The following is a 14,158-nucleotide window of genomic DNA, read 5'->3' as shown; positions in this document are numbered from 1 at the left end:
TGGCCAGATCTTGTGTGAGTCACTCGTAAATCACCGGCGACGAACCTACCGATACCAATCCCTCCCGGAACCGGCCCACCTATAGAAGCGTCGCGGCAAGGGGGCGGCTATGAGCGGCGACCGGCGCGATCGGCGCCGCTGCCAACCGCGATCTTGTGGAATCCCACAGGAACGGCCCCGCACAACTTCACAAGATCGCGGCAAGGAGACGGCGATCAGCCGCCGCCACTGCCGCCGACCCCCGATCTTGTGAAAGCCCACAGCAACGGCCCCGCACAGCTTCACAAGATCGCGGCAAGGAGACGGCGATCAGCCGCCGCCACTGCCACCAACCCCCGATCTTGTGAAAGCCCACAGAAACAGCCCCGCACAACTTCACAAGATCGCGGCAAGGGGGCGGCTATGCGCGGCGGCCGGCGCGATCGGCGCCACCACCAACCCGCGATCTTGTGGAATCCCACAGGAACGGTCCTGCGCGGCTTCACAAGATCGCGGCGGGGAGGGGGCGGCGATCAGCTTCGGGCGCTGCTTTCAGCCCGCTACCAGGCGCAACGGCTCGCGGAGGCCCCTCAGTGCCACGGCTGTCGCCTCGTCGGCCGGTAAATACACCACGATCCGCTGGTCGTCGTCGGCGGAGAGTTCCAGGGTTTCGTACGCGAGTCGCAGTGCCCCCGCCTCCGGATGCGTCACCCGCAGCGCCCCGCTCGCCCGCGGCAGCCCCGGCACCCGCTCGACCCGGTCGGTGAAGGCGGCGCCCGCCGTGACGGTCAGTTCGTCGGCGAACGACGCCCCGTGCGGGTTCGACCGGAACGGCCCCTGCTTCAGCGCCGCCACCTGCTCGTCGGCGACGTGTTCCCAGTCGGGGAAGGCGGTCCGGGCTCGCGGATCGGCGAGCACGAACCGTACGAGGTTGGCGTCCGGGTCGTCGAGCAGGCCGAGCGGCGCGACCAGCCGGCGGAAGCCACCGGTCGACGCGAGGATGTCGCCGAGCTGGTTGAGCAGCACGGCGGCGGCCGGTTCGAGCTGGTCGAGGAGGGCGCGCAGGGTGGGCCGCACGGTCCGGGCCGGCCCCATCGCACCCCGGCAGCTGAATCCGGGGCCGGCCGACTTGACCAGCCGGTGCAGGTGGACCCGCTCGGCCGGGGTCAGCCGGAGCACGCCGGCGAGCGCGGAGAGCACCGGCGGCGACGGATGACGGTCGCGGCCCTGTTCGAGGCGGATCAGGTATTCGACGCTCACCCCGGCGAGCATCGCTACCTCGGCACGGCGCAGTCCCGGGGTGCGCCGGCGCTTGCCGGCCGGCAGTCCCGCCTCGGCCGGGCTCACCGCTTCGCGCCTGCTGCGCAGGAACAGACCGAGCTCGTTGTCGCTCACTCCCCGACCGTAACAACGTCGGCGTGCCGGAGGGTGTCCCCCGCACTACCACCCTCACGCCGGTCTCCCCGCCCGTCCCGATCCGGCCGAGAGTCGAGTCGCATCCTCGATCGGAAGGAACGGACATGACCGAGAACGTGGTGGTGGTCGGTGGCGGCTACGGCGGTATCGCGGTGGCGAAGGCGCTCGACGACATCGCAGACGTGACCCTGGTGGAGCCGCGCGCGATGTTCGTGCACAACGTGGCGGCGCTGCGTGCCACCGTCGACCCCGCTTGGCAAGACAAGATCTTTTTTCCGTACGGGGGGCTGCTCACTGGCGGCCGCGTCATCCAGAGCAGGGCCGTCCACGTCACCGGCGACGGGGTCCGGCTGTCCTCGGGTGAGGTGCTGCCCGCCGACTACGTGGTGCTGGCGACCGGCTCCTCCGGCCCGTTCCCCGCCAAGATCGACGACCCGGTGAGGGCCGTGGCCCGGCTCGAGCAGCTCCGCGACAATCTGGTCCGCGCGTCACACGTGCTGCTGCTCGGCGCCGGCGCGGTCGGGCTGGAGATGGCCGGCGAGATCGCGGCGGCCTGGCCGGGCAAGGCGGTGACGGTCGTCGATCCGGGCCGGGAACCGCTCGGCGGGCGCTTCCCCGATGAGTTCCGGTCACTCGTGCGGCGGCAGCTGGAGGCTTTCCCCGTACGCATGCGCCTCGGAACGTCTCTGCGCACCCAGCCGGAACCGGCGCCCGGAAGCCTGCGCCCCTTCACCGTGACCACCGACGACGGTGACATCATCGCGGCCGACCTGTGGCTGCCGTGCTTCGGAGGCCGGGTGAACACCGATTATCTGGACGCGACCCTGGCCGCGGCCCGGCAGCCGGACGGTCGCCTCGCGGTGACCCCACACCTGAACATTCCCGGACACGACCGGGTCTTCGCGATCGGTGATGTGACGGCCGTGCCGGAACTCAAGATGGCACGCAACGCCGGCATGCACGCCGGGGTGGTGGCCGCCAACATCCGCTCGCTGATCGGCGGCGGGGTCGCCGTGGCGGAACACCACCCGGCCCCCGACGCGATCGTGCTGCCGCTGGGCCCGGACGGCGGCGCGACCTACGAGCCGAGCGTGGGCGTGCTCGGCGCGGCGGAGACGGCCGAGTTCAAGAGGACGTTCTATGTGGAGCGTTACGCCGAGATGCTGAGCGTCTGATTTCTCCGCCACACTGGCCGGATGGACCCGTTCAGCCGTTCCGAGCGGCGGGGCCGGGCCGCGGGATACGACCGCCTCCTGGCCGACCGCCTCTTGGACGCGGCGGGCGCCGCACCCGGAATGCGCGTCCTGGACCTGGCCTGCGGTCCCGGCGCGCTGGCTTCCCGGGCCACCATGCGAGGCTGCCGCCCCACCGGCCTCGACCCGGCCCCCGACATGGTCGCCCTGGCCCGTTCTCGCCAGCCTGCCTTCGACTCCGCCTCGCCGGACGCGGCTCCTGATCAAGGGCCGCGCGCCGACGAGACGGGGGTCGGGTTTGCCGAGGTGGATGCGGCGAGGGCGGGGCTGTCGAGGGCGCGGGGGACGTTCGCGGTGGGGCGGGTCGAGGCTCTGCCGTTCCGGGACGGGGTGTTCGATGTCGTGGCGGGGAACTTCCTGCTTCGGCACCCGGCCGATCCTGTGCCGGCGGTGGCCGAGGCGGCGCGGGTGCTCAAGCCCGGCGGCCGGCTGGCGCTGAGCCTCCGGGATCTGCCGGATCGTGCCCTCCTCGAAGGGGCCGGCTTCACCGGGGTGACCGCCGGCACGTACGACTTCGAGGGGATGGCCGCGGCCTACCCGCCCGGTCTCGCCACCCCGGTCTCCGCGGTGATCGTCTCGGGAGTAGCAGGCCCTGCACCGCGCCGGTGACCGGGCAGGCTGATGGTGCGGCCGCGGCCGAGTCGCTGGCCGGGCAGTTCGATGAAGCGGTAGGTCAGCTCGCAGATCCCGTAGAGCGCGATCAGGAACAGGACGGCGCCGAGCGGGCCGTGGATGGAGGCGCCGAAGGCCTGCAACAGGACATAGTGGACGAGATAGAGCGAGTAGCTGATCACCCCGATCCGGGCCAGCCAGCCGGGGGTGCGCCATCGCCGGGTCAGCATGCCGAGAGCGAAGGCGCCCGCGAAGACCAGGAGTGTGATCACCGAGCGGGCCACGTATCGCGGCGTGAAGCCGTCCAGGGATCGCAGCTCGGCGAACCAGTTGGTCAGCAGGGCGGCCGCCACCACGGTTCCGGTGACCAGGACCGGCCACCAGCCGGTCTGGCCGGTGTCGGCCCGGTAGATCGTCGTCCCGGTGAACATCACGGCGAGGATGAGCAGGCCGTCCCACGCGTGCGACGGGTCCATCCCGGTCAGCAGGAGCCAGCCGGTGAGCCCGGCCAGGGCCAGGCCGCCCGCGCGGACCGCCCACCGCCGGCGGCCGCAGATCCCGGCCAGGCCGGCGATCAGGGCGATCACGGCGGGGACCGTGACATCCCGGCCGATGGAGACGAGCGGGGCCGTGATCGTGGCGAGGATCGCCAGCGTGACTCCGGCGTACGCATCGATCCGCCGCAGCCCCAGCGCATGGATGGCCGAAACGAGCAGGTAGAAGGCCATCTCGAAGCTGAGCGTCCAGAGGACCGGGGTGACCAGATCGGCGTTCAGCAGGAACGGGAGCATGGCGAGATGCGCGACGGCGCTCTCCGCCGACATCTCGGGATTGGTGGGGATCAGCGTGGCCGCGACGACCACCACGAGGTAGAGCGGCCACAACCGCCGGAACCGTCCCGCCCAGAACCGGCGCGGGTCGCCGTGCCGTTCCAGTGAGGCCGGGATGATGTATCCGCTGACCAGGAAGAAGAGCATCACCCCGGCGGTGCCGGCGTGCAGCCACTCGCTGGTGACCGCGCGGACGCCGGGGAACGCGTACCGGCTCAGGTGGGCGTAGAGGACCAGCAGGACGGCGACCGCCCGCAGTCCGTCCAGCCATCCGAGACGCCGGTGGAGCATCGACGAAGAATACTCAGGTGATGACCTTCGCGACCTCGGCGAGGGTCTGCCCGGGCCGGCTGCGGGTGGGCCGGCCCGGGGTCGGCGATCAGCGGACCCGGATGCGGACCGCGTCGAGGGCGGGCGTCTGGTTGGCGCGCTCCATCATCGGGATGCGGTGCGAGCCGTCGCCTGCCCACGAGGCGCACTGGGCGGTGCCGGACTCGGGCAGGCCGGGCACCTGGATGGTGACCGTGTCCGGTGTGCTGCCGCCCCGGCTGTCCTCGGTCGCCACGAAGAACGCCGGGACCGGCGCCGGATCCGGCGCGCTGCGGGTGCCGGCGAGCATCCGGCACGCGGTGTGGAAGTGGCCGCGGACCAGGCCGTTCTGCAGGACGCTGGACTCCACGTAGTAGCCGCCCTGGCCGGCCGCGAGGAACCGGTCCCGGATCAGGTTGCGGGTGCTGATCCGCAGCGTGAAGGCCTGGTTCCGGCGCACCTGGCTCGGCGCCGAGGTGATCAGCAGGGTGGGGTTGTTCGCGGCCGCGCCGACCTCGCCGAACTCGGTGGAGACGCAGCGGTCGCCCTTCTGGAAACCGTCGTGCGCCTGCAGGGTGCTGGTGTCGCAGCTGTTGGTGAGGATGCCCAGGTCGGCGCCGGGAGCAGGAGCCCCGCCACCGTTGCCATTGCCGCCGCCGGCGTTGGTGTCGTCTCCCCCGCCGTCCTCGTCGAGGGTGCAGGGCGCCAGGCCCTCGGCGTTCAGGTCCGGCTTCGGCGCGTTCCGCCCGATCGCCGTCTCGATCCGGTTGATGGCCGCGAACCGCTTGTCCTTCAGCGGCCCGAGGATCGCGTTCTGGATGAAGTTGGCGCCGCCCTGCCCCTGCGTGCTCGCGATCCGGGCGTTCGCCTCCTCGATCTGCTTCTGCAGCAGGTCGAGGTTGCGCTGCACCTCGTCCCGCGCCTGCGCGGGGATGTTCCCGCCGACCACGACCTGCGGGCAGGCGACGGTCGGCACGCCCTCCGCCGCCGACGCCACTCCGAGTCCCACGCCGGTGATCGTGACCGCGACCGCTGCGACCGCTGCGACCTTCCAGCGTGACGTGCTGTTCCGAGACCTGCCCATGCCCATCGGTACGGGAACGCTCTCACATTGGATCAACGCCGGCCCGGCCGATCTCGCATCCGTCCTATGCGGAGCGTGTGCGGGAAGTGTGCCGGCCGGCCTCTTGGCGCAATGCCTGATATCAATGCGCACCCGCCAAGATATTTCTTGTCAGGCGGACGACGGATCGGCCGGACAGAACAAAGGAGAAGGAAATGTACGAGGGCGACATCGAGCTGGTCGAGGAGATCGAGGAGCAGGACTTCGAGGGTGTGGCCTACGGCGCCTGCACCACGAACACCTTCTCGCTCTCCAACTACCTCGGCAACAACGGCGGCTGGTGCACCCTGACCAAGGAATGCCAGCCGAACTGCTCCTGATCACCGAATCGACCGGAAAGAAAGAGGGAAGAACATGAGCGAGAAGCAGAACGAGACCGACGACCTGGCCCGCCACGACGAGGCGGAGCTGATCGAGCTCGGCGAGACCGACACCTACGGCGGCACCGGCTGGGGCTGCGCCGTCACCACGATCACGCTGGTCACCGCGGCGGTCTGCCCGACGACGAAGTGCACCAAGGAGTGCTGAGAGCCCTCCAGCCGGCACGGTGATGGATGCGGCCGGATGGAACAGGCGCCAACCCCCGTCGCCGTTCCATTTGGCCGCACCACCCCGAGAACGCGCAACATTCACCGTGCGCCGGGCCGCTTCCTTTCCGCGCGGCCGGCGCCGAGCCGAACGGAAGTGGAAGAAAATGGCGTCCGCAACCAATTACTATCCCGAGTTCGACAGCATCGAGATCGGGGAGACCATCACGCCGCTGGCCGTTTTCGACCACGAAATCGCCGGCGTGCTGCGGGAGGGTCGCCCGGAATTCGTACGCCGATGGTCGATCGAACCCGAGCAATATCCTTTCCAGCGCATCATCCGGACGATCGCGGCCGGCGTGGCGGCACCGGACCCGCTCGCCGAGTTCACGGCGTCCCTGGCCGGCCCGGAGCGGATCCTCCGGGAGCTGCTGACCCGTGCCGAGAGCCGGATCCGCAACCTCTACACGCGCCCGCTCGTGGCCGCGATCAACCGGGCCCGGCGCGACGACCGCCTCACCGGCGGCACCCCCGAGGCCCGCTACCAGCACTTCGCCGCCGAGTCCCTGCGCACCTCCTTCGAGGTGGCCGGCGGGGTCAGCTTCCCGCTGCTGGAGGACCTGCGCCGGATCGTGCTCGAGAACGAGCGCGCCGCGGTCCGCGAGCTGCTCACCCGGCTGGCCGCCGACCGGGCCGCCATCGCCGCGGCGTTCGGCATCGCCGCCACCGACCGGCTCGCCTCGTACGGCGTGGCCGAGGGCGACACGCACCACCACGGCCGCAGCGTCGCCGTCCTGGTGTTCGAGTCCGGCGCCCGGCTCGTCTACAAGCCGCGCGACGTCTCCTGCGAGGCCGCCTACGTCACCATCGCGCGCGAGCTGAACAGCCGGATCGACACCGACCTGGCCAGCGCCGCGGTGCTCCAGCGCCCCGGGTACGGCTACGTCGAGTTCGTCACCGCCGAGGACGTCTCGGACATCTCCGGCGCGTTCATGCAGTCCAGCGGCGAGCTCGCGGCGGTCCTCTACCTGCTCAACGCGCGGGACATGCACTTCGAGAACATCCTGCCGACCCGCCGCGGCCCGCTCCCGATCGACCTCGAGACGATCCTGCACCCGGACCGCATCCACGTCGGCCCCACCCCGGAGGCGCCGGAGAACGCGTACGCCACGATCGGCAAGTCGGTCTACGGCATCGGCATCCTGCCGCTGGTGCTGGCCGGCAAGGACGCCGACGCGGGCCACGTCGACCTGGGCTTCCTCGGGGAGAACGTGCGCGGCAACGCGCCGTTCAAGTCGGCGCAGATCGAGAACCCGTTCACCGACCGGATCCGGCTGGTGTTCCGGCCCGCCGCGGCCGCCGAGCGGACCACCGTGGTGCGCGCCCTCAGCGAGAAGGAGACCTACCGGCTCGGCGAGCGGATGGCGGCCGGCTTCACCCGGGTGTTCCGCGCCGCGATGGCCGACCCGGACGCGTGGACCGCGCTGCTCCGCGAGGCGGCCGCCGGCCTGCGGGTCCGCTACGTGCACAACCCCACGTCGCTGTACGCCCAGATCCTCCAGATGACCTCGGGACCGAGCGCGCTGGACGGCACCGGGCCGTACCTCGCCCTGCTCAAGCGGATCGCGATCGCCAGCAAGACCTCGGACCGGCAGATCATCCGGGCCGAGATGCGGCAGCTGGCCGAGCGCGACGTCCCGTACTTCACGGTGGCGGCCACCGGCACGGCGCTGACCGACGGCAGCGGCGCCGAGACCGGCGCGCACTTCCCGCAGTCGCCGCTCGACGCCGCCGTGGCGAAGGCGGGCCGGCTCAGCGAGGCCGAGCTCGGCGAGCAGCTGCGGCTGATCTACTCGGCGTTCGCGTCCCGGTTCCCGGACAACCACCTCACGTCGTCCGAGCGGCCGGTGCCCAGCGCGGGCGCGGCGAAGCCGGCCGGCGACCGGCGCGACGAGATGACCGCCCTCGTGGCGGAGCTCAGCGACCAGCTCGTCGCCACCTCACTGCCGGACAAGTTCGCGCACCTGCCCCGGACCTGGATCGGCCCGCTCGCCTCCGCCGAGGCCGGCCGCCCCTGGCCGCCCGGCGTGCTCGGCTACGAGCTCTACACCGGACGGACCGGACCGGCCCTGGCGCTCGCCGCCGCCGGCCGGCTGCTCGGCGACGACCGCTACCGGGACCTGTCCTCGCAGATCTTCTCGACCACCGCGGACATCCTGGCCGGCGAGCGGTACGAGGCCCGCAGCATCGCCCAGGCCGGATTCGGCGGCTACACCGGCATGACCGGCATCCTGTTCGCGCTCTCCGCGGCCGGCCGGCTGCTCGACCGGCCGGACTGGCGCACCGCCGCCGAGGACTCGGTGCCGCTGGTCACCGACCTGATCCGCAAGCAGTCGCCGGCCGGCGTGCCCGCCGACGTCATCGGCGGCCTGGCCGGGGTCATCTCCGGGATCACCGCGATCGGCGGCCGGCACGCCGGATCGGCGGTCACCGAGCTCACCGGGCTGCTGCTCGGCGCGATCGGCTCCGGCGACGCCCGGCACGCGAGCCTGTTCGCCCAGTCCGGTTTCGCGCACGGGGTCAGCGGCCTGATCTACGCCCTGAGCCGGGCGCTGCCGCTGCTGCCCGCCGAGGCGCACGCCCCGGTCCGCAGCGCTCTGTCCGATCTGTACGGCCACCTCGGGCGCTTCTACGACCCGGCCGAGCGGAACTGGTTCTCCAACCTGGCGACGCCCGAGGCGTTCTCGACCGGCTGGTGCCACGGCGCCGCCGGCATCGCCCTGGCACTGTCGGCCTACCAGGAAATCAACGACGGCCCCGAGGTGGACCGCCTTCTGGCCCGGGCCGTGGCGAACACCGTCCGCGACGGCTTCGGCCGCAACCTCACCTGGTGCCACGGCGACCTGGGCAACCACGACGTGCTGACCTCCCTGGCCGGTCCGGCCGGCACCCCGCTCGCCGCCGAGCTGGCCGGGATCGAGGAGCGCTGGCTCGCGCCGGACGTCTTCCGCCGGAAGATCGCCGACTTCCACAGCCGGTACGCGCACACCAACAGCCTCCTGGTCGGGACCTCCGGCATCGTGCTGCACCTGGTGAACCGGCTCGACCCGGCCGCCCGCCTCTCCCCGATCGATCTGGCCCGTCCGAGCACCGAAGGAGTTGAGTGATCATGGGGCGCCGGGTCCCCACCGTCACCCAGGTGACGCAGACCGAATGCGGGCTCTGCTCGTGCGTGGCGCTGCTGCGCTACTTCGGCCGGGCCGAGGAGATCTCCACGGCGCGGGAGGTGATGGACGCCGGCCGCGACGGTCTCTCCGCGCACCAGCTGGCCCAATACCTCACCGCCCGGGGCCTTCAGGTCAAGACCTATCGGGTACGGGACGTCCGCGCTCTCGCCGGCTTCACCGAACCGGTCATCCTCTACTGGGAGGACTACCACTTCCTGGTCCTGGAGAAGTTCGACGGCAAGCACGCCGTGGTGATGGACCCGGCGGTGGGCCGGCGCCGGATCACGGCGGCCGAGCTGGAGGCCGGGTTCAGCAACATCGTGATCGCCGCCGAACCGGGGCCGGACTTCGAGAAGTCCCGCGCGAAGCCGTTCGCCGAGTGGCGCCGGGTGCCGCTCTTCGCCGACGGCGCCCGCCGCCGGATGGTGCTCGTCGGCCTGCTGTCGCTGGTCGGCTACGGCGCGGTGCTCGGCGTGCCGCTGCTCACCCAGTGGGCGGTGGACCGGACCGCCCGGTTCGACGGCCTCGGCGACCTGGGCGTGATGATCGCGCTGGTGTTCGCCGTGGCGGCCGGCTACTACGTCATCCACCTGATCCGCACCGCCACCCTGTCCACGCTGGTGACGCTGCTCGGCGGCCACCTGATGACCCGGACGTTCACGAAGCTGCTGGCGCTGCCGTACCGGTTCTTCACCACCCGCCAACCCGGTGAGCTGCTGTTCCGGCTGAACAGCGTGAACACCATCCGGGACCTGCTCTCGTCGCGGGTCGCCCAGGGGGTGCTCGACGTCGGCACCCTGATCGGGGTCACCACCTACATCTTCCTGACCGAGTGGCGGCTCGGGCTGATCACGCTGGCTCTCCTCGTACTCAATGCGCTTTATCTGGCGAAGACCCGGATGCGCGTGCTGGAGGCGGTGGACGCCGAGATCGCCAACCTGTCGAAGAGCCAATCCACGCAGCTGGACGCGATCGTCTCCATCCCGACCATCAAGATGGGCGGTTACGCGGACCGCTTCGTGGCCGACTGGAGCCGGACCTACCAGGACTCGCTGGAGGCCATGAAGACCCGGATCCGCCTGCAGCAGGGCCGGATCGCCGGGGTCACGGCGTCCACCCAGATGTTCGGCCCGCTGCTGGTGCTGCTCAGCGCGCTCTACATGGTGTCGCACGGGCAGATCAGCCTGGGCGCGGCGATCGGGGTGCAGGCCGTGTCGGCCACCTACTTCGCGCTGGCCACCTCGGTGTTCCAGACCTACACCGAGTTCAGCGAGGCGTCCCGGTACGTGGCCCGGCTCGGCGACATCACCGCCGCGCAGCCGGAGACCGCGGGCGGCAGCCGGCTGACGCTGCCGTCGACCGGCATCCGGCTGCGGGACGTCAGCTTCCGCTTCACCCGGCACAGCGATCTGGTGCTGCGCAACGTCTCGCTGGACATCCCGGCCGGCGCGAAGATCGCCCTGGTCGGCCCGTCCGGGTCCGGCAAGAGCACCCTGGGCCGGATCATCTGCGGCCTCTACGAGCCGGTCACCGGCACCGTCGAGTTCGGCGGCGCGGACATGCGCGAGTACGACCGGAACGCGCTGCGCCGCTCGATCGGCTACATCCCGCAGGAGGTCCACCTGCACAACCGGACCATCCTGGAGAACCTCACGATGGGCCAGGACATCCCGATCGAGGAGGTCCGCGACTACTGCGCGAACGTCGGCATCCTGGACTTCCTGGACGACCTGCCGATGGGCCTCAAGACGCTGGTGTCCGAGATGGGCGCCAACTTCTCCGGCGGGCAGCGGCAGCGGCTCGCCATCGTCCGCGCGCTGCTCCAGCGGCCGCGGATCCTGGTCATGGACGAGGCGACCGCCTCGCTGGACACCGTCAACGAGCGCCGTGTCACCCAGATCATCCAGGAGATCGGCGCCACTCAGGTGATCATCGCGCACCGCCTCGCCACGATCCGGTCGGCCGACCACATCTACGTCCTGGCCGGCGGCCACGTGGTGGAGCACGGCACCCACGACGCCCTGCTGGCCAACGGCGCCGCCTACGCCGACCTGTACACCGAGACGGCAGCGGCCGTCACGACCGCCGAGGAGCCCCGATGAGCGGACCGTCCATCGCGATCAACGCGTTCCGCCCCTTCTACGACCGGGTGGTGCCGCGCGACCGGGTCGCCGCGCGGCTACGCGAGGCGGTCACGGCCGTCGCCGCCCCGGAGCACGTGGACGGCATCCTCGACCGGGTGTGGAACGACCTCGCCGGGCGGGTGGAGCAGCAGTCCTTCCGGACGCTGATCGGCGCGTTCCACGTCTTCCGGGAGGCCCGCGGCCTGCCCGCGACCACGACCGGCGACACCGGGCTGCGGCTCTTCCGGGACCACCTCGCCGGGCCGGGCGGCGAGGAGGTCCTGGCGGCCCACCCGGTGCTGCGGGACCGGCTGTCCACCATGGTCACCGCGTCGCTGGAGCCGTACGCCGAGGTGCTCGGGGCGTACCGGCGGGACCGGGAGGCGATGCACCGCGCCGGCCTGCTCGCCGGCCCGGACCAGCGGGTGGTGTCGCTGTTCGGCACGGCCGGCGACCTGCACAACGACAACCGCAAGGTGGTCGGCCTCGAGCTCGCCGGCGGCGGCCGGGTGCTGTTCAAGCCGCGCGACCTCGCCACCGACGACTTCGTCCGGGACCTGTACGCGGCCGCCGAGCCGTACCTGACCCACTCGCTGCGCGACTGCCTGCCCCGCTCGATCGCCCGGGACGGGTACGGCTGGCAGGAGTACGTCACGCCGCGCCCGATGACCGCGCCGGACCAGCCGGCCCGCTACTTCTACCGGTTCGGCGCGCTGGGCGCGATCCTCGGCGCGATCGGCGCGTCCGACCTGCACGACGAGAACGTGATCGCGGGCGGCGAGCACCCGTACGTGATCGACACCGAGACGGTGGTCCGGCCGGACGCCGGCGTGGACGACGACACCCTGCCGCATCGCCTGATCAACAGCCTGAAGCTGTCGATGGCCTCGACCATGCTGCTCCCGGTGCTCAACCACGGCTCGGACAACGACCTCAACATGTCCGGCATCGGCGTGGACGGCGTGCAGAGCTCCCGGATGCGCCGGCCGACCGTGCGCGACCACGACAACGACGGCATCGCGGCACAGTGGACGCCGATCACCTACCGGCACGGCGACAACCTGCCGCGCGAGGGCGGGGCGGCGGTCTCGGCGGTCGCCCACTTCACCGACATCCGGGACGGCTACCTGGCCGCGCTCGGTGCGATCCGCGACGGCGTCCTGGAGCCGGTCCTCGACAAGTACCCGGACATGCGGGTGCGCTGCCTGATCCGCTCGACCCGGGTCTACTCCAAGTTCATCGACGCCGGCACCCACCCGGACTACCTGCGCGACCACGCCGAGGCGGAGCGGCTGCTGTCGCTGCTCGGGCAGTACCCGACATATCTGAGTCCCGGGGCCGCCGCGTACGTCGGCGAGCAGGAGCGGGCCTCGCTGCGGGCCGGCAACGTGCCGCTCTTCTCGGCCCGGGCCGGCTCTACCGAGCTGGCCACGGTGCGCACCGCGTACCCGGACGTGCACCGCACCTCGGGGCTCGAGTTCGCCCGCCGCGGGCTGCGGCAGAACGCCCGGCAGCCGGACCACTACCACCACTTCCTGCTGGAGGAGGGGCTCAGCGAGGTGGCCGGCGCCGGCGAGCTCGCGCCGCACAGCGTCTTCGCCCCCGCCCTGCGCACGGCCACGGCCGGCCGGTGGTGGCCCGGCATCGCGCGGACCATCGGCGAGGTCGGCGTCCGGCACGACGGGCCGGACGGCGAGGAGCTCGGCTGGCTGGCCGGGATCGGGCCGGGCCGGGATACGCTGACGCTGACCCCGGGCAACTTCGTCTCGTTCCACGACCTCGGAGGCATCGTCACCTTCCTGGCCCACGCCGCCGCGGCCGACCCGGCCCTGGAAGCGGTCCGGGACAGCGCGGAGCGGGGGCTCGACGTCCTGCTCGCCGAATACGCCGAAGTGCTGTTCCAGGTGCCCGAGGGCGCGTTCACCGGCGCCGCGTCGGTGCTGCTCACCCGGGACGGGCGGGCCGAGCCGGCGTGGCGCGAGCGGATCGCCGCGGGCATCGCCGGGCGCGCCGCCGCGTCCACTCTGGAGGCCGATCTCGGCAACGGCCCGGCGGGCCTGCTGATGCTGCTGCTGTCCCGCCCCGGGTCCGCCCGCGAGGTCGACGTGGCCGGCCTCGTCGACCTCGTGCACACCCATCTCACGGTCGCCCGGGACCGGCCCTGGTACGACGTGGCGCACGGCGACCTCGGGCTGCACTGGGCCGCGGCCCGGGCCGGTCGGGTCCTCGGCGACCCCGCGGCGGCCACCCGCTCGGCCGGCTGGCTGCTCGACCGGCTGGCCGGCGACGACCAGCCGGAGCTGGCCGGCTGGTGCAACGGCGCGGCCGGCCTGCTGCTCGCCGCCACCGAGATCCTCGCCGCGGCCGGCCGTCCCGACGCCCTCGGCGAGGCCCGGACCGCGGCCCTGCTGGACGCCGCGACGCACCTGTCGCCCGGTCTGCCGGTGGACCTGTCGGTCTGCCACGGCAGCAGCGGGGTGATCCAGTCCCTGCTCGCCACCGGGCGCATCCTCGGCGACGACGCGGCGTTCCTCGATCGTGCGGCGGCGTACCAGGAGCGGGTCATCGCCGCGGCGCGCGCGCACGGCTTCTCCACCGGCGCCGCCGGCCGGACCGCCCTGCTCGGCTACCTGCTGGGCTGGTCCGGGGTCGGCGACACCGACCTGCTGCTCGACGCCGCCCGCGACGGGCGGCTCGCCGGCCGGAGCATTCCGGTCGCGTTCCACCTGCCCATCCACCCGGCACCGCAGAACTGAAGG

Annotated in this window: 10 protein-coding genes; 7 read left to right on the top strand and 3 right to left on the bottom strand. The window is 72.0% G+C overall.

The window, feature by feature from the left end:
- Positions 1–531: 531 nt before the first annotated feature.
- A complete protein-coding gene (locus AB0G10_RS31860) occupies positions 532–1,374 on the bottom strand; it encodes a helix-turn-helix transcriptional regulator (protein ID WP_360929995.1) in 843 nt (280 codons plus the stop codon).
- 125 nt (positions 1,375–1,499) lie between these two features.
- Between AB0G10_RS31860 and AB0G10_RS31855 the strand changes: the two genes are divergently transcribed.
- Positions 1,500–2,570 carry an FAD/NAD(P)-binding oxidoreductase gene (locus tag AB0G10_RS31855; protein ID WP_360929992.1) on the top strand — a complete coding sequence of 357 codons (1,071 nt, stop codon included), beginning with the start codon at positions 1,500–1,502 and terminating at the stop codon, positions 2,568–2,570.
- Between the two features lie 21 nt (positions 2,571–2,591).
- Complete coding sequence (locus tag AB0G10_RS31850) at positions 2,592–3,257, top strand: methyltransferase domain-containing protein (protein ID WP_360929989.1); 666 nt, start codon at positions 2,592–2,594, stop codon at positions 3,255–3,257.
- Here the strand turns inward: AB0G10_RS31850 and AB0G10_RS31845 are convergent.
- Complete coding sequence (locus AB0G10_RS31845; RefSeq protein ID WP_360929986.1) at positions 3,182–4,381, bottom strand: acyltransferase; 1,200 nt, start codon at positions 4,379–4,381, stop codon at positions 3,182–3,184. The two genes, AB0G10_RS31850 and AB0G10_RS31845, sit on opposite strands and share 76 nt — an antisense overlap.
- A gap of 88 nt (positions 4,382–4,469) precedes the next feature.
- Positions 4,470–5,489 carry a hypothetical protein gene (locus tag AB0G10_RS31840; protein ID WP_360929982.1) on the bottom strand — a complete coding sequence of 340 codons (1,020 nt, stop codon included), beginning with the start codon at positions 5,487–5,489 and terminating at the stop codon, positions 4,470–4,472.
- A gap of 188 nt (positions 5,490–5,677) precedes the next feature.
- On the opposite strand from AB0G10_RS31840, the gene AB0G10_RS31835 reads away from it, so the two are divergent.
- From AB0G10_RS31835 to lanM, 5 genes are all read left to right on the top strand, one after another.
- A complete protein-coding gene (locus tag AB0G10_RS31835; RefSeq protein ID WP_360929979.1) occupies positions 5,678–5,842 on the top strand; it encodes a plantaricin C family lantibiotic in 165 nt (54 codons plus the stop codon).
- A gap of 34 nt (positions 5,843–5,876) precedes the next feature.
- Complete coding sequence (locus tag AB0G10_RS31830; RefSeq protein ID WP_360929976.1) at positions 5,877–6,050, top strand: class II lanthipeptide, LchA2/BrtA2 family; 174 nt, start codon at positions 5,877–5,879, stop codon at positions 6,048–6,050.
- A gap of 166 nt (positions 6,051–6,216) precedes the next feature.
- A complete protein-coding gene (locus tag AB0G10_RS31825) occupies positions 6,217–9,216 on the top strand; it encodes a type 2 lanthipeptide synthetase LanM family protein (RefSeq protein ID WP_360929973.1) in 3,000 nt (999 codons plus the stop codon).
- Between the two features lie 2 nt (positions 9,217–9,218).
- The gene (locus tag AB0G10_RS31820; RefSeq protein WP_360929970.1) at positions 9,219–11,378 is read left to right on the top strand and encodes a peptidase domain-containing ABC transporter; all 2,160 of its coding nucleotides are present in this window, start codon (positions 9,219–9,221) and stop codon (positions 11,376–11,378) included.
- A complete protein-coding gene (gene lanM, locus AB0G10_RS31815; protein WP_360929967.1) occupies positions 11,375–14,155 on the top strand; it encodes a type 2 lanthipeptide synthetase LanM in 2,781 nt (926 codons plus the stop codon). Before AB0G10_RS31820 ends, lanM begins: the two co-directional genes overlap by 4 nt.
- Positions 14,156–14,158 lie beyond the last annotated feature (3 nt).

It is taken from the genome of Actinoplanes sp. NPDC023714 (assembly GCF_040639855.1).
Taxonomy (GTDB): Bacteria; Actinomycetota; Actinomycetes; order Mycobacteriales; family Micromonosporaceae; genus Actinoplanes.
This window is presented reverse-complemented; position numbering and strand designations above follow the sequence as displayed.